General features: G+C 62.2%; 13 protein-coding genes. 5 read left to right on the top strand and 8 right to left on the bottom strand.

Annotated features, from left to right (window positions below; genetic code table 11):
- Positions 1-167 precede the first annotated feature (167 nt).
- Positions 168-1991, bottom strand: coding sequence for a glutamine--fructose-6-phosphate transaminase (isomerizing) (glmS, locus tag AM2010_RS07340; RefSeq protein ID WP_047806519.1), 1824 nt, complete (start codon positions 1989-1991; stop codon positions 168-170).
- 257 nt (positions 1992-2248) lie between these two features.
- Between glmS and AM2010_RS07345 the strand changes: the two genes are divergently transcribed.
- Together AM2010_RS07345 and AM2010_RS07350 are read left to right on the top strand one after the other, a co-directional pair.
- Positions 2249-3574 carry an O-antigen ligase family protein gene (locus AM2010_RS07345; protein WP_047806520.1) on the top strand — a complete coding sequence of 442 codons (1326 nt, stop codon included), beginning with the start codon at positions 2249-2251 and terminating at the stop codon, positions 3572-3574.
- 94 nt (positions 3575-3668) lie between these two features.
- Positions 3669-5180 (top strand): TadA family conjugal transfer-associated ATPase, encoded by a 1512-nt coding sequence (locus tag AM2010_RS07350; protein WP_201784037.1) that lies wholly within the window; start codon positions 3669-3671, stop codon positions 5178-5180.
- Between the two features lie 369 nt (positions 5181-5549).
- Here the strand turns inward: AM2010_RS07350 and AM2010_RS07360 are convergent, their stop codons facing one another.
- On the bottom strand, positions 5550-6737 hold the full coding sequence (locus tag AM2010_RS07360) for a mechanosensitive ion channel (RefSeq protein WP_160325572.1): 1188 nt from the start codon (positions 6735-6737) through the stop codon (positions 5550-5552).
- Positions 6738-7043: 306 nt separating this feature from the next.
- On the bottom strand, positions 7044-7400 hold the full coding sequence (locus AM2010_RS14190) for a hypothetical protein (protein WP_150115250.1): 357 nt from the start codon (positions 7398-7400) through the stop codon (positions 7044-7046).
- 321 nt (positions 7401-7721) lie between these two features.
- On the opposite strand from AM2010_RS14190, the gene AM2010_RS07365 reads away from it, so the two are divergent.
- The 3 genes from AM2010_RS07365 to AM2010_RS07375 are packed head-to-tail and all read left to right on the top strand — an operon-like array spanning position 7722 to position 11926.
- On the top strand, positions 7722-8432 hold the full coding sequence (locus AM2010_RS07365) for a response regulator transcription factor (protein WP_047807791.1): 711 nt from the start codon (positions 7722-7724) through the stop codon (positions 8430-8432).
- A gap of 53 nt (positions 8433-8485) precedes the next feature.
- Positions 8486-9718 (top strand): FecR domain-containing protein, encoded by a 1233-nt coding sequence (locus tag AM2010_RS07370; protein ID WP_058350907.1) that lies wholly within the window; start codon positions 8486-8488, stop codon positions 9716-9718.
- 3 nt (positions 9719-9721) lie between these two features.
- Positions 9722-11926 carry a CHASE2 domain-containing protein gene (locus AM2010_RS07375; RefSeq protein WP_150115251.1) on the top strand — a complete coding sequence of 735 codons (2205 nt, stop codon included), beginning with the start codon at positions 9722-9724 and terminating at the stop codon, positions 11924-11926.
- A 3-nt stretch (positions 11927-11929) separates the two neighbouring features.
- On the opposite strand, the gene AM2010_RS07380 is transcribed toward AM2010_RS07375, so the two are convergent.
- From AM2010_RS07380 to AM2010_RS13760, 5 genes are all read right to left on the bottom strand, one after another.
- Positions 11930-12280: a DUF4136 domain-containing protein gene (locus tag AM2010_RS07380; RefSeq protein ID WP_150115252.1), complete on the bottom strand. Its 351-nt coding sequence runs from the start codon at positions 12278-12280 to the stop codon at positions 11930-11932.
- A gap of 388 nt (positions 12281-12668) precedes the next feature.
- Positions 12669-13190, bottom strand: a complete 522-nt coding sequence (locus AM2010_RS07385; RefSeq protein ID WP_082132830.1) for a DUF4019 domain-containing protein — start codon at positions 13188-13190, stop codon at positions 12669-12671.
- Positions 13187-14014 (bottom strand): outer membrane protein assembly factor BamE domain-containing protein, encoded by an 828-nt coding sequence (bamE, locus tag AM2010_RS07390; protein WP_053044002.1) that lies wholly within the window; start codon positions 14012-14014, stop codon positions 13187-13189. Before bamE ends, AM2010_RS07385 begins: the two co-directional genes overlap by 4 nt.
- Positions 14015-14067: 53 nt before the next feature.
- Entirely contained in the window at positions 14068-23106 is a 9039-nt protein-coding gene (locus AM2010_RS07395; protein WP_156178719.1) for a hypothetical protein, read from the bottom strand.
- 86 nt (positions 23107-23192) lie between these two features.
- Complete coding sequence (locus AM2010_RS13760) at positions 23193-23654, bottom strand: DUF4019 domain-containing protein (RefSeq protein ID WP_053044003.1); 462 nt, start codon at positions 23652-23654, stop codon at positions 23193-23195.
- Between the last annotated feature and the right edge of the window lie 457 nt (positions 23655-24111).

Consider the following 24111-nt stretch of genomic DNA (forward strand, 5'->3'; position numbering starts at 1 on the left):
TTACCTTGGCTCTTCACGATGGCAGCTTAGAATTTTTCCTGAGTGTCAGAACCTTATTCGATGGCGGCGCTGAAGCGTGTCACGACCGAATTACATATGTCAGAACCAAATTAGATGTGTCAGGACCGATTTAGATATAACTACTGCCGCCAGCAGCCCCGATGCGGCTATTCCACCGTGACCGATTTGGCCAGATTGCGCGGCTGATCGACATCGGTCCCCTTCACGCAGGCGGTGTGATAGGCCAGCAGCTGAACGGGCACGGCATAGACGAGCGGCGCGATCAGGGGATGCACCTTGGGCATTTCGATCGTGGCGAGGCAGCCCTCCCCGGCTTCCTCCAGCCCCGCCGCGTCGGAAATCAGGACGATCTGGCCGCCGCGCGCGCGAACTTCCTGCATGTTCGAAACGGTCTTCTCGAACAGTGGGCCGGACGGCGCGAGCACGATCACCGGGACCGCTTCGTCGATCAGCGCGATCGGGCCATGCTTCATTTCGCCCGAGGCGTAGCCTTCGGCATGGATGTAGCTGATTTCCTTCAGCTTCAGCGCGCCTTCCAGCGCAAGCGGATAGTCCGGCCCCCGGCCGAGATAGAGAACGTCGCGAGCAGGTGCGATGAGATGGGCCATTGCGGCAATGTCGTCGTCATGATCGAGCGCGGCGTTGAGCGCTGCCGGTGCTTCGAGCAGATGGCGCACCACGTCCTGCTCTTCCTCGCGGCTCATCCGTCCCTTCTTCACCGCAAGATGCGCGGCCAGGGCAGCCAGAACGGCCAGCTGACAGGTGAACGCCTTGGTGCTCGCCACCCCGATCTCCGGCCCGGCATGGGTCGGCAGAAGCAGGTCGGCCTCGCGCGCCATCGAACTGGTCGGCACATTCACGACGACACCGATCGTCTGCCCCGCCGCCTTGCAATGGCGCAGCGCCGCCAGCGTGTCGGCCGTTTCCCCGCTCTGCGAGATAAACAGGGCCAGCCCGCCTTCTTCCAGCACCGGTTCACGGTAACGGAATTCGCTGGCGACATCGATATCGACCGGCACCCGCGCAAACGTTTCGAACCAGTATTTTGCGACCATCGCCGCATAGAACGACGTGCCGCAGGCGACGATGGTGATCCGTTTCACCGCCGACAGGTCGAAATCCATCTGCGGCAGGGCGACCGAATTGTTCGCCTGGTGAACATAGCTGCGAAGGGTCTGCGCGACGACGGTCGGCTGCTCGAAGATCTCCTTCTGCATGAAGTGGCGATAGTTGCCCTTTTCCGCCGCTGCCGCCGTGGCCCCGGAATTGGTCACCTCGCGCTCGACCGGATTGTTCTGCGCATCGTAAACCTGCGCGCCTTCACGCCGGATGACCGCCCAGTCCCCTTCTTCGAGATAGGCGATCTTCTGGGTCAGCGGGGCCAGCGCCAGCGCGTCGGAGCCCAGGTATGTCTCACCGTCGCCGTATCCCACGACCAGGGGTGAGCCGAGACGAGCGCCGATCAGCAGATCGGGATGATCGCGAAAGGCAATGGCAAGCGCGAAGGCGCCGCGAAGTTTCGGCAGGACGGTCCTGACCGCCTCTTCGGGGGAGGCCCCGCCTTCGATCTCTTCCGAAACGAGATGCGCGACGACTTCGCTGTCGGTTTCGCTTTCCAGCGTGCGCCCGCGGGCGACGAGTTCTTCGCGCAGGGACCGGAAATTCTCGATTATGCCGTTGTGGACCAGCGCCACCTGGCCGGTCGCGTGCGGGTGGGCGTTGTTCGCCGTGGGTGCGCCATGCGTGGCCCAGCGCGTGTGAGCGATGCCCATCGTCCCGGATGCAGGATTTTCGGCCAGTTCGGCAACGAGATTGGCGAGCTTTCCTTCCGCCCGGCGACGGACGAGCGCGCCGTCGCGCACGGTGCACACCCCGGCACTGTCATAGCCGCGATATTCCATCCGCTTCAGGCCGTCGACCAGCCGGTCCGCAACTTCTTCGTTCCCGGCGATGCCGATAATTCCACACATGAACTGGTTACCTCGGTCGTTAACATCAGGGCCGGACACCCATTTCGATCGGGAGCCTGCTCGCGGGAAAATCCGCCCGCGTCAATCGGCGTCGAAGTGCTAATTGCACCAGGCCCGCGAAATCGATCGCCGTTCGGGCGCAGCGACAGGCCGGACGGTGCCTCCCGGGACCGGCCTATGGTTTACCCGACGTTAAAATTTGCTGTCTAGTCAGCCGCCTTCTGCATTTGTTTCGCAAGGGGGCGACAATCGCAACAATGGCAGCAGATGGTCCTGCCCCCGCCGTTCAGCGGCTGGCAAATGGTGCGCAATGGCCGGCCCTTGCGGCGGCCGCTGCGCTGATGCTTGCAGCCCCCGCGTTCGCCTTTGCCGGCTGGTTCTTTCTGGCCGACGCTCCCGTAATCCTGTTCTATGCGGTTCCCGTGGTCGCGGTCGAGCTTGCGGTCATCATCCTGGCAATCGTCACCGGATTCGATCTGCGCGCATCGTTTGCCGCTCTCGCGCCTACAACGCGGCTCGGCGCAGGCCTGTGGATCATCGCCGCGGCCACCGCCAGCCTGATTATCGCAGCCGATCCGGCTGCGGCCTATCCATTGCTGTTTTCGACCATCGTCCATGCAGTGTTCGGACTGGCTCTCTGCTCGCTAATGACAGCGACCGGGGGCGCATACCGGCGCACGGTCATGTGTGCGGCCGGCGCGGGCGTCTTGCTGTACGCCGCGGTTTTCACCACCATCGTTCTGGTCGAGCTGAGAAACCCCGCATTCAACTGGATCGGGGTCGGGATCGGCATTACCAACATCCGCCAGCTCGGCTTCTTCGGGCTTGCGCTCTCGTGCATCTCGCTCGGGCTGTCGCAGGGTCTGGATGGCAAGCTTCGGGCGATCGCAGGGATCGGCGCGGCCGCGGGCTTCTGGCTGACCATTCTCAGCGGTAGCAGGGTGGCATTCGCGGCGGCTATCCTCGTCGCTATCGCCCTCTGCACACTGGTGGACAGGCAATACCGCTTGCGGTTCGCCGGTCTGGCGCTGGCCGCGCTCGCGGTGGCCATGCCGGCATCGTACCTGCTGGTCCCGCACGAGGCATGGGGCCTGGACCGGATCCTGAGCCGCGGCCTCATTGGGGATGATATCAATCAATATTCATCGGGCCGGCTGGCGATCTGGCGCGACACCCTGGCGGCGATCGGCGAGCGGCCGCTGTTCGGCCATGGTGAAGGCCAGTTCCGGTCGCAGGTGGCAGCAGCCGGCGGCGGCCTCAATCATCCACACAATGCCGTTCTTCAGTTCCTCTATCAGTGGGGCATCGTCGGCACCGCTGGACTGGCCCTGATGCTGTCGGCAAGCGCAATGCAGCTCAGACGACTGGCCCGGCATGCCGAGGGCACCGATCTCGCCGCGTTCGGCACGCTGGCCGGCCTGGTGGCGATCGCGATGCTCGAAGGGGCGCTGTATCACACATATCCCGTCATGATCGCGGTTCTCTGCCTCGCCGTGCTGAATGCAGGGGCTCCGCGCAGCGAGACGCGCGCCGGCGAAACCGGAGCCGGTCCGCCGCAATTGCCGACGGTCTTAGTAAAATAATTAACTTTCCGATTTATTCACCACGTTGGCAGGACCCGCCGTCGCCACACGCCGGGGGGCTTGCCCGAAAAAGACAGAATCAAGGGGTCATGGAATGAGCGCATTCGGCAGGAAGAACGGACCCGGCGGCATGTCCCCCGGCGGCCGCCCGTCGTTCGGCGTTGCCCGTCCTATGAAAGGCGGCGAGGCCGCGCGATCCGCGCCTGACGACAGCCAGTTCCCGCCCCTTCCCGGTGACGATGCCCCCATTCCAGGCGAACCCGCGGCCCCGAACAAGGCCGACGCGATGACCCGCCTTGCGGATCGCGCCAACGCGATCCACGAACAGGCGGAAGTCGGCGGGTTCGAAGCAAGCGTCCACAAGATAAAGGAACAGGTTCTGCCGCGGCTGCTGGAGCGGGTCGATCCCGAGGCCGCCGCGACCCTGACCAAAGACGAACTGAGCGAGGAATTCCGCCCGATCATCATGGAGGTGCTGGCCGAGCTGAAGGTCACCCTCAACCGCCGCGAACAGTTCGCGCTGGAAAAGGTGCTGATCGACGAACTTCTCGGCTTCGGCCCGCTGGAAGAGCTGCTGAACGACCCTGACGTTTCCGATATCATGGTGAACGGGCCCGATCAGACCTATATCGAAAAGAAGGGCAAGCTGATCGTCGCACCGATCAAGTTCCGCGACGAACAGCATCTGTTCCAGATCGCGCAACGGATCGTGAACCAGGTCGGCCGCCGGGTCGACCAGACGACCCCGCTGGCCGACGCGCGCCTGAAAGACGGTTCGCGCGTCAACGTGATCGTCCCGCCGCTCAGCCTGCGCGGCACGGCGATTTCGATCCGTAAGTTCTCCGAAAAGCCGATCACCCTCGACATGCTCAAGGATTTCGGTTCGATGAGCGAGAAGATGGCCACCGCGCTCAAGATCGCAGGGGCCTGCCGGATGAACGTCGTCATTTCGGGCGGCACAGGTTCGGGCAAGACAACCATGCTCAACGCCCTGTCGAAAATGATCGACCCGGGCGAACGTGTGCTGACGATCGAGGACGCGGCCGAACTGCGCCTGCAGCAACCGCACTGGCTGCCGCTGGAAACCCGCCCGCCGAACCTGGAGGGGCAAGGCGCCATCACCATTGGCGATCTGGTCAAGAACGCACTGCGTATGCGCCCGGACCGGATCATCCTGGGCGAAATTCGCGGCTCCGAATGTTTCGACCTGCTCGCTGCGATGAACACGGGCCACGACGGTTCGATGTGTACGCTGCACGCCAACAGCCCGCGCGAATGCCTCGGCCGTATGGAAAACATGATCCTGATGGGCGACATCAAGATCCCGAAAGAAGCCATCAGCCGCCAGATCGCGGAAAGCGTGGACCTGATCGTTCAGGTGAAGCGCCTTCGCGACGGTTCGCGCCGCACGACCAACATCACCGAAGTCATCGGGATGGAAGGCGACGTGATCGTCACGCAGGAACTGTTCAAGTTCGAGTATCTGGACGAAACCGAGGAAGGGAAGATCCTCGGCGAATTCCGCAGTTCGGGCCTGCGCCCCTATACGCTAGAAAAAGCGCGGCAGTTCGGCTTCGATCAGGCCTATCTCGAAGCCTGTCTTTGAGGGCTATTGGCCGCCGTCAGGCATAGAGTGCCTGCCGCCTAGAAATCGTTGCCCGGCAGTGAAGGCAGCGCGGCCCCGTGCGTCAGCGGCAGCGCGATGCTGCAGTGGGCGCATTCCGCGGTCGTCCGGCCGATGAACCAATGGCGGTGTCCGCAGCAGGAACACGCGTTCTCCCCGCTGATCTGATAAAGCGGGATAGCCAGTGGCTGAGAATCAAACTGCGAAGCTCTATGCTGAAGCATTATCTCGCCTTTCCTTCTTCCAAGATTGCGGACGGAATGTGCCGCGCCTTGTGTGTTCCCCGATCCCGCCCTTCCGAAAGCCGTCCGGCTCCGGAACGGCGGGATCGAAACATCCGCAACGATCCGATCAGGTGTCGTCGGAGCGCGAAGTCCAGCGCTCCAGCAATCTGTGGGCCGTCTCACGCCCGCCCCAGCCGAATGCGATCGCACATGCCACCGCTGCCGAACCCAGGATGAGACCGAACGCGAGGTTCACGATCTCGTTCGCCAGGCCCATGAACCGCAGGCCCATGGCCGTGGCGAGCGCAATGACCGCGTAGTGCACGATCGCAGGCGCCAGGCCGTCGCTCCCCGAACGGCTCACGACCCCCCGCAGGAAGCGGGCGAGCAGCACGCCGGCGACGATAATGACCGTGCCGAAGAGAACGTGACCGCCGAGCGCGAGCAACTGTTCCAGCATCCGTTCGAGCGACGGGATCTGAAGGATGTCGACCGCCGCAATGGCCGTGGCGAGGAAGGTGGCGATATAGGCAATCGTCCCGCCGACTTTCGAGGCCACGACGCCGCGCGGCAGAAGACCCGACGATTCCATCGTCCCGTCCAGCCCCATCGCATCGAGCAGGCGGCTGACCCAGGCACCGACATGGCGGGCGATCAGATAACCGATGACGAAAACCAGGGCCGCGGCGGCCAGTTTCGGGAAGAAGAGCGCGACATTCTCCAGGATCGCAGTCAGCGGTTTGGACAGCGAATTGAGATTCAGCGTTTCGAGCGCTGCCGTCACCACGGGGATGACGATCAGAACGTACACCGCCACGCCTGCACCCTTGACTATGCTCGCGCCGCCAAAGCCGGCCTGTTCAGGCTGGATGCGCTTAAGAAGGCCGTCGAGGTTCACCAGGCTGAGGGCGGTTTCGACCGCCTTCTTCGCCACCGATGCAAGCAGAAGACCGAAGAGCAGGATCAGCCCCGCCCCCAGAAGGTTGGGAATGAAGGCAAATGCGTTCGATGTGAGCTGATTGATCGGTTCCGCAACCTGATCGAGACCGAGTGGCCTGAGAGCCGCGACAAGGCCGACCAGCCACACCAGCCAGTACACCAGAGAACCCGTCTGCTGGCCGAGGTTTTCGCCGGCATTGCCCCCGTCACGGTTGAAGAACGGGATACGGTCGACTGCTTTCGTCACACCCCACTGGGCGATCTTGGCAAGGAAATGCGTGGCAATCAGGATCAGCAGCGACGCGCCGATCTTCATCCCCCATCCCTGGATATACCCCCAATCGATCCTGTCGCCCCATTCGTGCAGCACGGTCATCTCCTTCTCTTCACGAGCATGAGACGACACCTGGCCGTTCGAATCCGACATACGCTGGACGCGTGTAAATGCCGGACCCGAAGAAGAACCATATCGCCGCCAGACATCTCGCGGTTAATAATAGTATGGGTAAAGCATATACACAAAAAGTAAGATTATAATGTAAAGCATTGTAAAATGCTTTACATTAGGAGATTTTAGCCGTCTGCGAAAGTGTGTCTAAATATAGAATCATAATGGGATAAGTAATTTTGCCAGCCACTGAGTCCACGCTGAATCTATAATGGCCACAAAACGACAACTCTATCATTTACGCGCAGTTGATTTATTTTCCCCCTGACATATCCACGTTTTCTTTAATCCAACCTTTTTCTGCAGCCAGATTTTGTGGATTCTATGATAATCGAGTATTATCTGGCGCCCTTCGCATCGAACACTGATGCAAATTTCGTTTTCAAGAAAGCTCGACGGCGCAATATCGACGACCCGTTTTACGGCCTCATCGAATGTGAGACCCGTCATCGCCGGAAGAAACGTCGCGCTCGATGCGGCCCAGTTGCCAATGGCAGACGGGGCATCGTCGGGAATGTGCATGAGCCTGGGGTCACTCATGACAGCATCCACTTCCGGCGAAAGGCGCATGGATCGAAGGGTCAGACTCATCTGACACCCTGACGCCCGGCCGCGTTGCAACGTTTTCTGGCTGAATAGTCCACAAGGCCTCCTCCACTCCTGCCGAAGCACGAGGTGGTGGCACCTAAAACCGACGCACCGGAAAGAAGCCCCGCAGGAAATCCAACTCGACTGCGCCGTACGTGTACGACATCCCGGAAGATGTAGCTCCAAACGCGCGGCGTGGCCTGTAAATCATTGTAACATTTAGCGATCCTCGTGTTACATTTGTTGTAAACTCCTATAGGTATCTTCCAGTTTAGAGAAATTCGCCGGCGTCCTGGAGCTTGAGGGCCGGCAGGTGAGGTGACCATGCACATAGCTGTTGTAGACGACGACGAAGATCTCGCCACTTTCGTGCGCGATTCGATGCGCGATCTTGGCCATGCCTGCGAGGTTTACCCCAATGGACAGAAGTTCACCTCTGCCCTGCGCCGGGAAACGTTCGATGTCATCCTGCTGGACTGGCATTTGCCGGACATTCTGGGATTCGACCTGCTGGAACAGCTTCGCGCCGGGAACAACGCCTCGGCCGGCATCATCATGCTGACCAATCGTTCGGACAAGGACGCGATCGCAAAGGCTCTGCGGGCGGGCGCTGACGACTATATCGTCAAACCCGAAACCGCGCCCGTGATCGCGGCCCGCGTCGAGGCGGTGAACCGTCGATCGCAGCAACAGCAACAAAAACAGCAACCTTCGCGCCGCCAGGTGTTCGACCGATACGAATTCGACCGGCTTACCCAGTCGATCTGGATGGACAACGAATGCGTGAAAGTAAGCGGCAAGGAGTTTGCCCTGGCGCTCATGCTGTTCGAAAACATCAATCGCCCGCTGTCGCGCGGCTATATGCTCGAAACGATCTGGCAGGCGAATCCCGACCTTCCGACGAGAACCCTGGATGTGCATATTTCCCGGATACGCATAAAGCTCAAGCTGCAGCCTGAGAACGGGCTGCGGATTGCCGCAATATCCGGATTCGGCTATCGCCTGGAACGTTTCATGCGAGGAGAAGAAGGCTGAGCCTACTCTATCTTGCAGCCGCAGCAGCCGCGCAGCCAGCGGCTGACGCCCCTGTGCGGTACGAGGTAAAGCAGGGCGATACGCTTTCCGAAGTGGCGGAGCGCTACATCCTGCCCAGGTATGACTGGCGGGATTTGCAGAAGCTCTGGCGCGTTCCCGACACACGGCGCCTGACCGTCAATCGCCGGCATTCGATCCCCCGCCACTGGTTGCGCTGGGTCCCTGAAGAGGCCCGGGTTGCAAGCGTGCGCGGGACCGTGAACCTGGCAATCGGCGGCCGAAATCTCGCCCCCAGGGTCGGGATGCGGCTGCGCGAAGGCACCAGCATCTCTACCGGCGCGAACAGTTTTCTGACCCTCGCATTGTCGGACGGGTCGCGCGTCGCCCTGCCGTCTCAGAGCAGCGCGCGGCTGATCCGGTTGCGCAAGTACCTGATCGACAGCGCAATCGACTATCAGTTCAAGCTCGACAAGGGGCGGATAGACGCAAAAGTCCGGCCACTTTCCGGCGGCGGCAGCAATATCAATGTCGAAACACCCGTGTCGCTTACTGCCGTTCGGGGAACCGAATTCACCGTATCCTACGACATGGATACGCAGACGGCGGGTACGGCGGTGTTCGAAGGTACCGTGGCGGTTTCGCAGCCCGGCGACCGGTCGGAACAACTGGTGCCCCAGCGATTCGGCGTCATCGCCGACACCGGCGACAGCCGCGAACGGGTCGAGTTGCTCCCTGCCCCCAGCCTGGAAAATCCCGATCGCCTGCAGGCAAGCGAAGTCGTGTCATTCGACGTAACCCCTGTTGCCGGCGCCACTGGCTACTACGCTCTTCTCGCAACCGACGCAGGGTTCGTCGACAGATTTGCCGAGCTTGAATCGGCCACGCCGCATTTCGAATTCACCCAGGTGCCCGACGGCACCCAGTTCATACGCGTCCTCGCGATTGGCGAAGGCGGGCTCCACGGTATGCGGCAAACCTATTCTTTCAGGCGGAGCCTGGAAACGATCGACGCCAACGTGGAACGGTCGGACGATGGTTACGTGTTCAGGTGGCTGGAAACGGACGACAGAACGCGGCGCTACCGCCTGCAGCTCCATAGCGACACCGTCGACGGGCTCCCGGTGATCGACGAAGCCGGCCTGACCGATACCGAAATATCAGTGAAAGAGCTTCGGGCAGGAGTGTATTTCTGGCGCGTCGGAGTGTATCGGACCGATTCCGGGGATACCTTCGTAAACTGGACGGATTTTGAAAAACTCACGATCACGCGGTCCGACGGTAGATGATAGTTGCGCGTAAGGTTTCTGCTTGAGTGGTCCGTAGTTCTTGCGATCACCCTCGCAATCGCGGCAATGCTCGGCACGGGCCGCACGACGGCGCGCGCCGACAATATCCTCTATGACTTTCTTGTCGGCCTGTCGGCTCCGCCGGTATCCGATCGCATTCTACTGGTCGCGATAGACGATACGAGCATGACGGCGATCGGCCGATGGCCGTGGTCGCGCGATGTTCATGCCCGGCTTCTGGACCAGCTGGCGCGCGCACGGCCCGCTGCGGTCGCCTACGACGTGCTGTTTACCGAACCGGCAGCGCCCGAAGAAGATCGCCGCTTCGCCGAATCGATGATGCGTCTCGGCAACGTGTCGCTTCCCGTTCTTTTCGAAGCGCCGGGAACGGATGGGCGAGCGGTCGATGCCGTGCCGCCCATACCCGCGCTGGCCGAAGCGGCGCAGAATCTGGGGCAAGTCGCCCTGATCCCGGACGAGGAAGGGGTGGCCAGATCGGTGCCGCTCACCTTCACGGCATCGGGCCGCGAGTGGATCCATCTGATGGAACACACCTATCGCGCCGCGCAGGGCCATCCCTCGTCGGTGTTCCAGCGCCTGGCCCGCAGCGACGAAACGCTCGCGACCATCCCGTTCCAGCGCGGCAGCGGCAATTTCCGCACAGTTCCCTTTGCCCATGTCCTCGCAGGCGAAGTGCCGGCCGAGTTTATCGAGGATCGGATCGTGCTGGTCGGCGCCACCGCCGCCGGACTGGGCGATCGCTTCAGGGTGCCCAACAATACCGGCACGCTCACCAGCGGTGTCGAATTGCAGGCCAACCTGCTCAACAGTCTGCTGGCCAATCGGATGATAGAAGTGCCGGGCAACAGGGTCAGGGTGATGGCCGCGATCCTTCCGGCCTTCTTCCTGCTGGTTTCGTTCTGGTGGCTCCGCCCTTCCGGTGCGTTCTCCGCCTGGATTGCAATGCTGTTTCTGTCGCTGGCCGTTCCTTCGGGCCTGCTGCTTACCGCCGATCTGTGGGTCCCCCCAACCCCGGCCATGGCGGGCGTGCTGGTGGCATATCCTTTGTGGAGCTGGCGACGGCTGCAGACGGTGGATCGGGCGATCGGGAAAGAACTGGACGGCCTGTCCAGGGAAGAAGCGCCAATCAAATCGAATATCGCCGACGATGCCTATCTCGATCCCATCGGCGGGCAAACCGCGCGGCTGCAGGTGGCGATTTCGGAAATGCGGGACTTGCGCCGCCTCGTCTCCGACACGATCGACAGTGTGGTCGACCCCATTCTGGTTACCGACAGCGGAGGGCAGACGGTGCTGGCCAACCGGGCGGCGCAATCGCTTCTCGCCACGGCAGGCGAAGACGATCCGGTGCGTGCCTGGCTGGGCGAACTGAAGCAGAATGCAGACCCGGCCGACGACGAATTCGTGGAACTGCGCCTCGAAAACGGAAAGACCTTCACGAAGCGGCATTTCCCCCTGCGCAACCACTCGGGCGAGCAGCGCGGATGGATTCTCCAGCTTGCCGACATCAGCGAAATCCGCCGCGCCCAGCGCGAGCGGGACGAGATGCTCGAATTCCTGAGCCACGATATGCGGTCACCGCAAAGCTCGATCATCATGCTTCTGGAAAAGCACCAGGCCGCTATCGAGGACAAGGGGCTGGTCGAACGAATCCAGTCGCTGGCGCGCAAGACGCTGCGCCTGTCCGACGATTTCGTACAGATGGCGCGCTTTTCAGCGGTTTCCTTCGACCCGGAAGAGGCCGACGTGTGCGACCTGCTGACGGAAGCGGCGGACGAGCTATGGCCTTTCGCGTCGAGCCGGAACGTCAAGATCAGGATCGACAGTACGGAACATTCACTGTTTATCGAGGCGGAGCGTGAAAGCCTGTCGCGCGCATTCGTCAACCTGCTCCACAACGCAATCAAGTTCAGTCCCGAGAACGGCGTGGTCCAGTGCTCGGTCCGGCGCGAAGGCGAGACGATCGAATGCGTGATCGAGGATGACGGCCCGGGCATGCCGGCCGAAAGGCGAGAAGCCCCGTTCGAACGCTTCGGCAAGAATTTCAGCAGGGGCGGAGGCCTGTCGGCAGGTCTGGGCCTGGCTTACGTGGCGGCGGCTATCGAACACCACAAGGGCACGATATCGTACGAGGTCAAACAACCGCACGGCACCCGCGTCAGGATGGCCTTTCCGGCGATTGATTGACCTTCAGTCGCTTGCAGCAAGCGCAGTCTGGGCGAGCTGGTCGAGAACCACCTCGTGATCGGCCTCGCAGCGTATCATTGTCGCTCCGCTGCGCGAACTCACTTCGCCCGAAGACATGCTTACGAAGGCGACGTTCAGAACGAAGGCCCGCTCTCGGCAAAGCCGGGGCATCTTGCCGGCCGATGGGGATAGTATCTTCGGCTCCCCCCCTTCCCCGGTAGCCGCGATCTTCAGCTCCTTCGGCCTGACCGAGAAGCCCACTTCGACGAGCAGGTCGGCGTTCTCGGCCTCCGTGAAGCCGATGCTCGACAGAACCTGGCGTACAGCTTGCGAAGCCATGCTGTCGTCGCTCATTCGGAAGGTTCGTTCGCTCCCCTGCGACACCTGGGGTGGCGCTTCGCCAAATCGTTTTGCGGGGGTGGCGCACCCGGCGACTAGCATCATGAGGACCAGAGCGGCGCTGCGTCGCAAGTAATCAACCTCCGATTGCCCCTTCGAAAACCGCCGAAGGAATGTGCGCGGAGTACGCGGTGAAATTCCGCGCGTCTAGTATCGGATGAAAGCACCTGCCGCGGCGACGGCTGCGGATGGCCTCTTTTTGCCCCGCCCGCTCGCACGCGATGCGCACCGCGCGGCATGGCGGGCAGCGGTGAAAGTCGGCCGATTTTTCCCGGACAATTGCCGCTCTTCATGGAAGCGGCGGCCTGTTCAATCGTCCCCAGCCTCCCGGTTTATTCCCGGGTTAGTTGGTGCGATTGATGGTATATCCTGCGAGTTTCCATTGGCCGTCGGTATCGAGGTGGAAGGAGACGACTTCTTCCATTGTGATGCCGCTTTGTCCTGCTGTTGCGAAGCGGATGGACATGTATCGGCCTGGGGGCAGCGGTCCGTTGTCGCTGGGGCTGATGACGACGCGCATGATGGCGCGCCATTCGCGGTTGCTGACGGCGCCGAGCACGGCGCGTTGCTGTGCGGTGTTGCCGACGAAGCGGTCACGCGCGATGCTGGCCTGCATGATGGGCGAGGATTTGTCCCAGATGTCGCCCATTTCGTAGCGGTCCACCGCTGCCACGATGTGGAGCGCGGCGTTGAGGAACTCGCTCGGCCCGAGTTGCACGGGCACCGCGGCGGGCGGCGAACCGCCCGCCTGGGCCGCAGGTCCGTTGCGACCCTGCGCGGCAAGACCGGACGATGCAGCCATGCAGCACGCGGCCACGAATGTCAGGGCGATGCGCCCCGGCAGATGCGACCGCGATACTATCATCGACGGGTAACCGGCGCCGGCCGCTCGACAGCCGTGGTATAGAGTTCGATCAGGACCTGGCGATTGCGCAGTTCGCGTTTCTGCGAACCGGTCGGCACTTCCAGATCGCGCGAGGCGCGGGCATAGACGGGGACCTCGCCGACCATGCTGCGCAGGGCATTGGCCGATGCCGCCGCACGGCGGGCAGCCAGCGCATCGTTGTATTCGGTGTCGCCCATGGTGTCGGTGAACCCGGTCACGATAACCTCCCGGTAGTCGCCGCCGCGGACCTCTTCGGCCACCTGGCGGAGCGTGGCGTGACCCTGATCGTCGATCGCCGCGCTGTCAAATGCGAAGTTGAAGCGATAGGTCTTGGCCGGCTTGGCCGGGGTTGCCGGCCCTGCGACGGTGACGACTTCGGGCGCCAGAAGGCGATCGAGCAGCGATGCGCATTCCGGCTCGCGGAAGTAGGTGTTCTCCACCCGTGCCTTCTTGTCGAACCTGATCTGGTACTGGCACGAGACATATTCGTCGCCGTTGCCGGTGTAGAAGTTGAGGATGTAATTCCACTTCCGGACGAAGAACACCCCTTCGTGGAAGTGCGGCACGTCGAGCAGGGTGTAGATCTGGTTCTTGGTCATGCCCGGGGTGACCATCGCGACATTGCGCGGCGGTACGAAGGCCCCGTCCTTGCGCGTGGCCTTGCGCGGTTCGGGAAACTCCACCGAAGTGTCGTGCCCGGGGCGGTAGGTGGGCGTGCCCTGGCCTGGCTCTGCGGCTGCGGCAGAGCCGGCACAGGCCATGGCAAGGGCGGCGGCAGCGATCACGGGGTTGCGAATGTTCACCTGACGATCTCCAAAATTTGTTAGGTCGAAGGGGGATGCGGCGATCCAGCGTGTCAGAACTGGATCCCTGCACCGATCGCCGCACCGGCCTGGTTGCGAGTGTTGTAGGTACCGGTGGCGCGGACCACGAACCGGCCGTTGTCCGAAGCCTTCGAGAACCCGATCGCGATGGCCTGTTCACCCTGCCAATGCGAAATCCCGAAGCCCATGATCCCCATGCCCGGCTCGAAAGCCTGCGGGACCATGCCCATCGCCATGGCCGAAGCCGTGCCGCCGTTCGCATCGTTGCGATAATCGGACAGGTCGAACCGCAAATCCGCGATCATGGCATCGGTATAGTAGTTCGCCTGGTTGAGCGTATCGGCCAGGCCGGCATTGAGCTGGCCCAGGTTCACCGCATCGGTGGGGGCGACCCCGGCTGCAAGGTTGGTGATCCGGGTCCCGCCCATGTCGATGCCATTGCCATCGATGGTCGGGCCGTTCTCGATCGCAATGCTCTCAAGCCCGGTCAGGTTGGGGTTCAGTGCGACCTGAACCTCGGTCCCGTTCTGGTGGATCATCATGTTGTTGCCGGCCGTGAAGCTGGCGGTGGAACCCGGTGCGACATTGGCCACACTCGAACCCGTCGCCACGCCCGACCCGGTCGCGCCGGTGGTGACGTTCCACCCGGCAGCAGCCGTGTCGCCGACCGCCTGGATCGCCGCTTCGACGTTGTTGTAGACGTTGCCGCCCACCGCAATCTGGGTGTTGATGGTGTTCGTCGTCGGGTCGTAGCTCGATCCCGGGCTGAGCGAGGAAGCAATGCTGTCGCCCAGGGCAACGATCTGGCTGCCGTTCACCGCATCGGTGCTGGTCGACGAAAGCTCGCCCGCCGTCACCCCGGTGATCTTGCCGGTCCCGTCGGCATTGACGGTCACGTTGCCGAACTGCGGGCTCTCCGCCATCTCGATGTTCACCGAACCCGTCGCCGGATCGGTAACCGTGCGAATGTTCGCACCCGAATACCCCCCAGACGTCGTACCCTCACCCTGAATGGTCAAAACCTGACCAGACGAACGGCTCACCGTACCACCAGCATTGCCAGCGAAACCAATGTTCACGCTGTTGACCGCAGTGGTGATCGAGTTGTCGACATACGACTTGTTGACGATGTGATCGCCCTCGGTGATCGGGCCGTCGTAGTAGGCACCGCCTTCGTTCACGACGAAGTTGTCGCCCAGCTGCGTGTCGCCCGTCACCGTCAGGTTGGTGGTCGACACGCTGTCGCCGTTGATGATCGTGTCGCCAACGGTGATGCTGTTGTCGATCACCAGATCGGACGCCAGATCGAAGGTAACGTCGTTGCTGTCGGTCGCCTTCGCCACCTCGATGTTGCCATCGCTGTTGTTGAGGTCGACATCCGCACCGGTCGCGCTTGCCACCGAAACATTGGTCGCGTTCGCACCCTGTGCGCTGACGTTCCAGCCTGCGCTCGCTGTCTGGTTGACGATGGCAAGCTGCTCTTCGGTCGCCGCACGGCCCACCGTTCCGAAGCTCGGATCGGTCAGTGTCGTGTTACTCAGGCCGGTGATGTCGTTCGACACACCGCTCAGAACCACACCGCCGCTGGTCACACCATTAGCCGCAACCGCCGTCGTCGTGACACCGTCGGTCACTGTGACGCCGGTGGTATCGACCACCGTATCACCCACCGTCAGGCTGCCCGCCGGGGTCAGGTCGACATCCGGGTTCAGCGCGATTTCGACTTCGCCGTTGTCGTCGGCGCCCGTCTGGGCAACCGTGATGTTGCTGTCACCGGTGAACGTCACCGTTCCGTTCGGACCGATGTTGGCGCCGTTGGTGCCATCGGTCACGTTCCAGCCGGCGTTGGCCACGCTGTCCAGCTGCGTCAGTGCATCCTGCACATTGGTGTAGGTGTTCGTGCCGACCGTCAGCGAAGCCGTCACCGTGTTGGTCGTCGGATCATAGACCGATCCACCGCCCAGCGAGGTCGCCGTGCTGTCGCCCAGCGCCGTCAGCTGATCGACGTTCACCGCATCGGTGCCGGCGACGCCCGGAGCGACGTTGGAGATCACGAGGTTGCCCGCGTTGATCCCCGTCGTGGCGATCACCACCGGTCCGGCGGTCAGGCTGTTCACGGTGATATCGTCGGCCAGGTCGAAGGTGACATCGTTGCTGCCGGCGGTCTTGGTCACCTCGATATTGCCGTCGGCATTGTTGAGATCGACATCTTCACCGGTCGCGCTTGCCACCGAGACGTTGGTCGCGTTCGCACCCTGTGCACTGACGTTCCAGCCGGCGCTCGCTGTCTGGTTGACGAGATCAAGCTGCTCTTCGGTCGCCGCACGGCCCACGGTCGCAAAGCTCGGATCGGTCAGCGTCGTGTTGCTCAGGCCCGTGATGTCGTTCGTCACACCGCTCAGGGCAACCGTCCCGCTGGTCAGACCATCAGTGTTCACGACAGTGTTGCCCACCGTCAGACTGCCCGCTGGCGTCAGATCGACATCGGGGTTCAGGGCGATCTCGACTTCGCCGTTATCGTCGGCACCCGTCTGGGCGACCGAGATATTCGCATCGCCGGTGAACGTTACCGTCCCATTCGGGCCGATGTTCGCGCCCGTCGTGCCATCGGTCACGTTCCAGCCGGCATTGGCCAGCGATTCGACCTGCTGCAACTGCGCCACGTTGACCGCGTCGGTCAGTTCGGTGCCTGCCGCAACGCTCGTGATCTGGCGGGTTTCGGTGTCGCGGTTGCCGACACTCACCGCTCCTAACGTGCTGCGCCAGATCGCCGAAGTGTCGGTCGAGGCCAGGCCCGTCAGCGGGTCATACCCCGCAACGCCCGCAGCAGTACCAGCAACCGAACCACTGCCAAGCGCCACGCCGTCTTCGACGATGGAGCCGGAACCAAACCCGATAGCTACCGCGCGGTCTGCATTTGCACCGGAGCTGTCGCCGATGGAAATCGTGGAGTTCGCCGTCACATTGTTGCCGGCCAGTGTGCCCAACGACACGTTGTTGTCACCTGTAACGTTGCGGCCAGCCAGCTGGCCCATGGCGGTATTGCCATCGCCCGTGACAGTACGGCCTGCTCCAACTCCGAACGCCGCATTCGCATCGCCAATGGTTTCGAACCCGGAGGCATAACCGACCGCCGTATTGTTACTGCCCTCGCTTTCACGGAACGCGAACGAACCCATAGCGACGTTCTGAATGCCGACCAGATTGGAGGCCGACTGGCGCCCGATCAGGACATTGTCCTGCCCCTGGGCGCTGAGGCCCGCGGAGCTGCCGACCACGACACTATAGGGTGCGTTGGCGTTCTGCGCAGCGCTCGCGCCGATGGCGACGATATTGCGGCTCGCAGGGTCCATACCGTTCCCGGCACCGTCGCCGACCGCGACGACTGCAATGCCTGGCGCAGATGCACCCTGTCCAACTGCAACACTAGTATTTCCGGCGGCGGATGCACCGTTACCAACCGCCGTGGCACCGCTCCCCGTCGCCGAGGCGTTGACGCCGGCCGCCAGGGCCCTGTTCCCCGTCGCGCCGTCGTTGTTGTAGTTGCCATCAGCCGGCACACCGTTGACGCTGTAGAAGTGCGTCGTCGCCTCGGCCTGCGCCGCCTGCAACTGCGCCACGTTGACTGCGTCGGTCAGTTCAGTGCCTGCTGCGACGTCGGTGATCTGGCGGGTGATGCCATTCGCCGCATCGCCCACGCTCACCGCGCCCGACGTGCTCTGCCAGGTCGGCGTCGTGTCGGTCGAGGCAAGGCCCGTTACCGGGTCATAGCCTGCAACACCGGCAGCGGTATCCGCGACGGAGTTGCTGCCCAGCGCCACGCCGTCTTCGACCGTCACGCTGCTGCTCGTGCCCAGCGCGGTGGCGCCGCTGACATCGGCCAGGGCATTTTCGCCAAGCGCCGCGCCTGCATTGATCGCCGGATCGACCACGCCGCCGTTGTAGGTGGCAACCGCGCCATCACCGAAGGCCGCGCCGCCATTGCCGGCCCGCGCCGAGGCGCCCATCGCCACCGAACCGGTCGCGATGGCGTCATGACCGATCGCAATGCTGCGTTCGCCGCTCGCTGCGGCATCGGTGCCAATAGCGATCGCGTCGTTCTTAGATGCCAAAGAGTTGGCACCGATCGATATCGTCTGATCCGCAGTTACATTGACGCCGGCGTTTAGCCCGCTGGCGATATTGCCCGAACCAACCGTCCCCATGCCGGCCTGGTAGCCGCTGAAGACGTTGTTGTTACCATTTGAACTCTGCCCAGCGGACCAGCCCAGTGCTACATTATTGGCGCCTTGCGCAAATAGCATTGCCTGATAGCCAATCGCTACAGAACGGGTAAGAAGTGGCGAATTGGACGCTGCAAGACGTCCAATGCCGACGTTGTAGTCGCCAGTCGTGGACCAGCCCGCTCCATGCGCACCATAAAAGTTGTCACGGCCGTTTGAAGCGCGCCCTGCTGAATATCCAACCAGAGTGTTGGAAATACCAGTACTACCGTTCCCCGCAGCCACACCAACAACCGTGGAGAGTGTGCCGTTTGCTTGGGCCTGATTGCCAATTGCAATAGCATAGCTGGCGGTTGCTCTGCCTCCGGCAACTGCTGCAGCACCTGTGCCCTGTGCAACGGAACTAGAACCAAGCGCTGTTGCGCCAGTACCGTTGGCAACGGCACCAACGCCGGCTGCTACAGCATTCGCTCCGGTCGCACCGTCATTATTGTAGTTGCCGCCTTGGAGGCCATTGTCGTCGACGCTGTAGTAATGCGTCGTTGCAGCGGCTTGTGCGGCCTGAAGCTGGTCGATGTTGACCGCATCGGTACCGGCAACGCCGGGCGCGACGTTGGAGATCACCATGCCGCCGGCATTGATCCCCCCGGTGGTCACACTGGGACCGCCGGCAATGGTCAGGCCATTGGGATTGATCGTAGTGTTGCCCGCAACCAGGCTGTTCACGGTGATATCGTCAGCCAGGTCGAACGTGACATCGTTGCTGCCGGCGGTCTTGGTCACCTCGATATTGCCATCGGCATTGTTGAGGTCGACATCCTCGCCGGTCGCGCTTGCCACCGAGACGTTGGTCGCATTCGCACCCTGTGCGCTGACGTTCCAGCCGGCGCTCGCCGTCTGGTTGACCAGCGCAAGCTGCTCTTCGGTCGCCGCGCGGCCTACCGTGCCGAACGTCGGATCGGTCAGCGTCGTGTTGCTCAGACCCGTGATGTCGTTCGACACCCCGCTCAGAACCACACCGCCGCTGGTCACACCATTAGCCGCAACCGCCGTCGTCGTGACGCCGTCAGTCACTGTAAGACCAGTCGTATCGACGAAAGTATCGCCAATCGTCAGGCTACCCGCCGGGGTCAGGTCGACATCCGGGTTCAGCGCGATTTCGACTTCGCCGTTATCGTCGGCACCCGTCTGGGCGACCGAGATATTCGCATCACCGGTGAACGTTACCGTCCCGTTCGGGCCGATGTTCGCACCCGTCGTGCCATCGGTCACATTCCAGCCGGCGTTGGCGACCGTGCTGACCGCTTCAATCGCCTGATTGGTCGCGAAAAGCTGCGAACCGTTGATCGCATCAGTAGATGTCGCGCTGACGCGACCTGCCGCGACGTTGGTAACGGTACGCTCGGCACCCACGCTGCCGACACTGACCGTGCTGGCAGGCGTGATGCCGGCGTAATTGTATGTCGTACCATCGATGACACCCGACGGCGTGGCCACGGCGACATCCGTCACCGATCCACTGCCCAGTGCAACATCCCCCACATTCGCCGCTGCCGAAGCGCTGCTGCCGATCGCGACCGCGTTATCTGCGCCAGCTGCCGCGAAAGAGCCTATCGCCACGGCATTTACATTGTAGCTATTACTATAGGCACCGAGCGCAACCGATTCACTCGCAAGCGGGCCTGCAAAAGCCCCAACGCCAGCCGCAAGACTGTTCGCAGCAACCGCATTGGTGTTGTCCCCCAACGCAGTGCTTGATCTGCCTGCTGCCGCACTTGCCTGACCAACAGCCACGGCAGAGATTCCGGTCGCCTGCGCTCCGCCACCCACAGCGGTGGAATTGTCACCAGAGGCCGAAGCTTCGACCCCTGCGGCAAGGGCGTCCACGCCCGTCGCGCCATCGTTGTTGTAGTTGGCTCGAATCACACCGCCGTCGTTGACGCTGTAGTAGTGCGTCGTCGCAGCGGCCTGCGCGGCCTTCAGCTGCGCCACGTTGACCGCGTCACTGTCTTGCGTACCTGCCGCAACGTTGGTGATTTGGCGCGTATTGCCCGCACTGCCAACGCTCACCGCGCCAAGCGTAGTGCTGTCCGTCGCCGCAATCGCTGCCGCTTGTGCTGCATCGGCACCGGTCGGAACATAGCCGATCTCACCTGCAGCCGTGCTAGCTACAGATTGGTCACCCAAAGCAACAGAGGAAGCAACGGTGTTGGCGATAGCACCGTCCCCCAAGGCCGTTGAACCAAAGCTTGCCCGGGCGCCGGCACCTAAAGCCACAGAGCCTGTGGCTTCGGCACCAATGCCGATCGCGATGGCACCTACACCTGTTGCTTTTGTACTGCTGCCCAGAGCGATGGCATCGTTGGCGCTGGCCAGCGCATCTGTACCGATAGCCACTGTATTGTCAGCACTGATGTTTTGCCCCGCGCCCGCACCCATCGCGATATTGGCCGTACCGGTAACCGTTTGGCCTGCCCCAAAGCCGATTGCGGCATTTTGATCCCCGGTCACATTGGCACCCGCATGCGCGCCGATCGCCGTATTATCGTCACCTTCGGTTCGCTGGCCCGTACCTACACTCAAGTCCGTACCAGCCCCACCCACTAGCATAGGCAACATTGTGGCTGGCCCTGCACCCAATGCAATGTTTCGCGCACCCGTGACATTGTTACCCGCCTGTGTACCAGACGCGATATTGTCGTCCCCGACAACAAACAGGCCAGCTTCCGATCCGCTGGCAGAATTTCGGTTGCCCGTCGCCAAGAAGCCAGCACGATAACCTGTGGCAATATTCAAATCGCCCGTGACACCATAGCCCGCTGATGCGCCAAGAGCCATGTTTTCCGTTCCAAGCACGGTGTTCCCGGCATTATCACCCAAAGCAATATTGTGCCGACCCGTGCTGTTTCGACCTGAAGCATTACCGATGGCAATGCCATACACACTATTGGAACCAATCCCTGCACTAGTACCAAGAGAGAGATGGCCTTCAGCCAAGGACTCAGAGTCCCTGCCGATGGCAATGCTATTGTTGGAAATCGCCTCACTGCCGCTACCTATCGCCACGGTATATTGACCATTGGCAACAGCATCCACCCCGGCTGCCAACGCATTTAATCCGGTCGCACCGTCGTTGTTGTAGTTGCCGCCAATCACACCGCCATCGTTGACGCTGTAGTAATGCGTCATTGCGGCGGCCTGTGCGGCCTGCAACTGATTGACATTGACCGCGTCAGTACCCGCAACGCCCGGTGCAACATTCGTTATGGCCAAGTTGCCAGCGTTGATTCCCGTTGTTCCGATTACAACAGGGCCGGCGGTCAGGCTGTTCACGTTGATATTGCTGGCTAGGTTGAAGGTGACATCGTTGCTCGCCGCCGTTTTCGAAACCACGATGTTATTGTCGGTGTTATTCAGATTGACGTTGTTACCGGTCGCACTGGCCACCGAGACATTGGTCGCGTTCGCCCCCTGTGCGCTGACGTTCCAGCCAGCACGAGCCACCGAACCAACCGATGCAACAGCCTGGTTGGTCGCGAAAAGCTGCGAACCGTTGATCGCGTCGGTCGATGTCGCGCTGACACGGCCTGCCGCGACATTGGTAACGGTACGCTCGGCACCCACGCTGCCGACACTGACCGTGCTGGCAGGCGTGGTGCCGGCGTAATTGTATGTCGTACCATCGATGACACCCGACGGCGTGGCCACGGCAGCGGCCGTCGTCGAACCGTTGCCAAGGGCCACGGCCCCGGCGTGCGCGGCATTTGCTCCATTGCCCAGCGCGGTCGCATTGGTCGCCGAAGCCTGGCTGGTCGCACCTACCGCGGTGCTGCTGATTCCGGTTGCATTGGTATCACGGCCTAGGGCGAGCGCGCTTTCCTGCGCAGCGTTGCTCCTGAACCCGAAAGCCGACGAGAAATTGCTCTGCGCCTGCGATTCCGAACCCACGGCAGTCGCGCCAGTACCCGATGCCTGGGTGGTCGTGCCCATGGCGATTGCGTCGGCACCCGATGCCGTCGCTGCATCGCCTTGCGCCGTACTGCGCACACCCGTCGCCGCAGCCGCACGACCGATCGCGATGCCGGAGGTTGCGGTCGGACCCGTCGTCGCCTCGCCGCCGAGCGCGATCGAATTGGCCCCGCGAGCCTGTGCGCCGCGAACCCCGTTGCTGCCGATCGCAACCGCCCCGGCACCTGAGGCAGTGGTCGAATTCGCCACGGTCAGCGGCGTCGTGCCATTGCCGCCCGCGCTGCCGATCGCAACCGCGTTGGCGCCGCTCGACACCGCGCTGAAGCCAAGCGCGACTGCACCGGTCGCTGAGGCATTAGCATCAAGGCCGAAAGCCGAACCCCACTTCACCGCATTGGCGTTATAGCCAACCGCAACCGCACCTGCCCCAAAACCGTCGGCATGCGCCCCTAGAACCGTGACGCCAAGCTGGCCATTACCACTCGCCCCACAGCCGCCAACGGTCGACAGCTGACCGCTGCCATCGACCGTGTTGAACGTGTTACCCTGTGGCGCTTCGTTGCCCACGACCGTAGCCCCGCCGGCCCCGCAATTCGCAGTTTGTTCGCGCTCAAGCGTATCCGCTGCAGCAGGTGCCGCGAAACCAAGCGCCAGCACCGAACCCAGCGCCGCAGGCACGACAAAGGCCACGCGTGAAGACGAATGGCCCAGCGCGCCCAGGCCGCGTTGGCGGCCGAACGCCACGCACGAGGACGAAAGACGCAGGATCGCCATGATCCGCCGGCGAACGCCCTTGCCGAGCCCCTGAGAGTTCATCAGCATCTGGCTGGCATCGTGGCCATACTGGCAATCGGAACGGGTGTTACGGGTGTTGCTCATGATTCGTCCTCTTCAGTCGACGTCAGGCACGGCCCCGGCCACGGGCCGGGACAGAAAGGGAAAGGAAAGGAAAGGCGCCCAACGGGTCAGCCCTGCGGCTGCTCGGGAAACAGCGAGGTGACGCCGGACAGTCGCCACTGGTTGTCTTCGTCGAGGCGGAAGCTGACCTGCTCCAGATGCGCAGTGCCGCTGGCAGTGCGCGCGAGCAGGTAAACGGTGATGTAGTTGCCGCCGGGCACGGCCGGGGCGTTCGCGCCTTCGGCTGGCGCAGCGACCCGAACACGTTCGACCCGCGACCATTCGCGCGCGACCACACCGCCCGTACGGGCATTGGTCGAAGCCACAGCCTGCGTGAACTGCTGCCTGGTGGTGGACGCCTTCAGCGCAGCTGAACCGGTATCGTAGACCTGGCCGGCACCACCGGCGTCCAGCGCCTGGGCCGTGGCAATCGCGTTGCGGATGAACACGTCACCCGACAGCTGCTGCGGCTGCGCCGAAGCCGGCGCGGACTGGGCCAGAACCCCTGCCCCAGGCGCAGGCACTGCCACGGCCCCCAACAAAAGGGGAAATGCAACAAGTGCAGATTTCAGATCTCTAATATTCATTCGCCTGCCCAACTACAAAAATTCGTCTATCAATCTGAGATGTCTTCTATCGAACAGTTCTCTGACGAACCGTGATCGAAACCCCAATCTCATCATAAATGTCGACGATGCGTTCTCCGCATCATTCGATTAGCGAACCCTATGTAAACTGTTGGATCACACACTTCAAAGAACAAGCGTGTGTGTTTACAACATTTTACTTATGTATCGGACTGTAAAGCCGTAAGGCAGGCGATCCCGGAATGGCATTTGAGCCCCGTTTCTCGGAGGCGGGCCGGGCAAATTCGCCCCTTCTCGCAAGGTCGCGCGCCCCTCTTGCCAGCAGAGGCTCCGCTGCGGCGATGTTACAATTCATGAAACATTTCGGATCGGGACCAGGCGCGATCGAGCGTGTTCACAC

It is taken from the genome of Pelagerythrobacter marensis, from assembly GCF_001028625.1.
GTDB lineage: Bacteria > Pseudomonadota > Alphaproteobacteria > Sphingomonadales > Sphingomonadaceae > Pelagerythrobacter > Pelagerythrobacter marensis.

What these genes read in the sequence shown, in the direction of transcription:
- glmS (WP_047806519.1), bottom strand. Translation starts at nt 1,991, where the DNA reads ATGTGTGGAATTATCGGCATCGCCGGGAACGAAGAAGTTGCGGACCGG.
- AM2010_RS07345 (WP_047806520.1), top strand. Translation starts at nt 2,249, where the DNA reads ATGGCAGCAGATGGTCCTGCCCCCGCCGTTCAGCGGCTGGCAAATGGT.
- AM2010_RS07350 (WP_201784037.1), top strand. Translation starts at nt 3,669, where the DNA reads ATGAGCGCATTCGGCAGGAAGAACGGACCCGGCGGCATGTCCCCCGGC.
- AM2010_RS07360 (WP_160325572.1), bottom strand. Translation starts at nt 6,737, where the DNA reads ATGACCGTGCTGCACGAATGGGGCGACAGGATCGATTGGGGGTATATC.
- AM2010_RS14190 (WP_150115250.1), bottom strand. Translation starts at nt 7,400, where the DNA reads ATGAGTCTGACCCTTCGATCCATGCGCCTTTCGCCGGAAGTGGATGCT.
- AM2010_RS07365 (WP_047807791.1), top strand. Translation starts at nt 7,722, where the DNA reads ATGCACATAGCTGTTGTAGACGACGACGAAGATCTCGCCACTTTCGTG.
- AM2010_RS07380 (WP_150115252.1), bottom strand. Translation starts at nt 12,280, where the DNA reads ATGAGCGACGACAGCATGGCTTCGCAAGCTGTACGCCAGGTTCTGTCG.
- AM2010_RS07385 (WP_082132830.1), bottom strand. Translation starts at nt 13,190, where the DNA reads ATGATAGTATCGCGGTCGCATCTGCCGGGGCGCATCGCCCTGACATTC.
- AM2010_RS07395 (WP_156178719.1), bottom strand. Translation starts at nt 23,106, where the DNA reads ATGAGCAACACCCGTAACACCCGTTCCGATTGCCAGTATGGCCACGAT.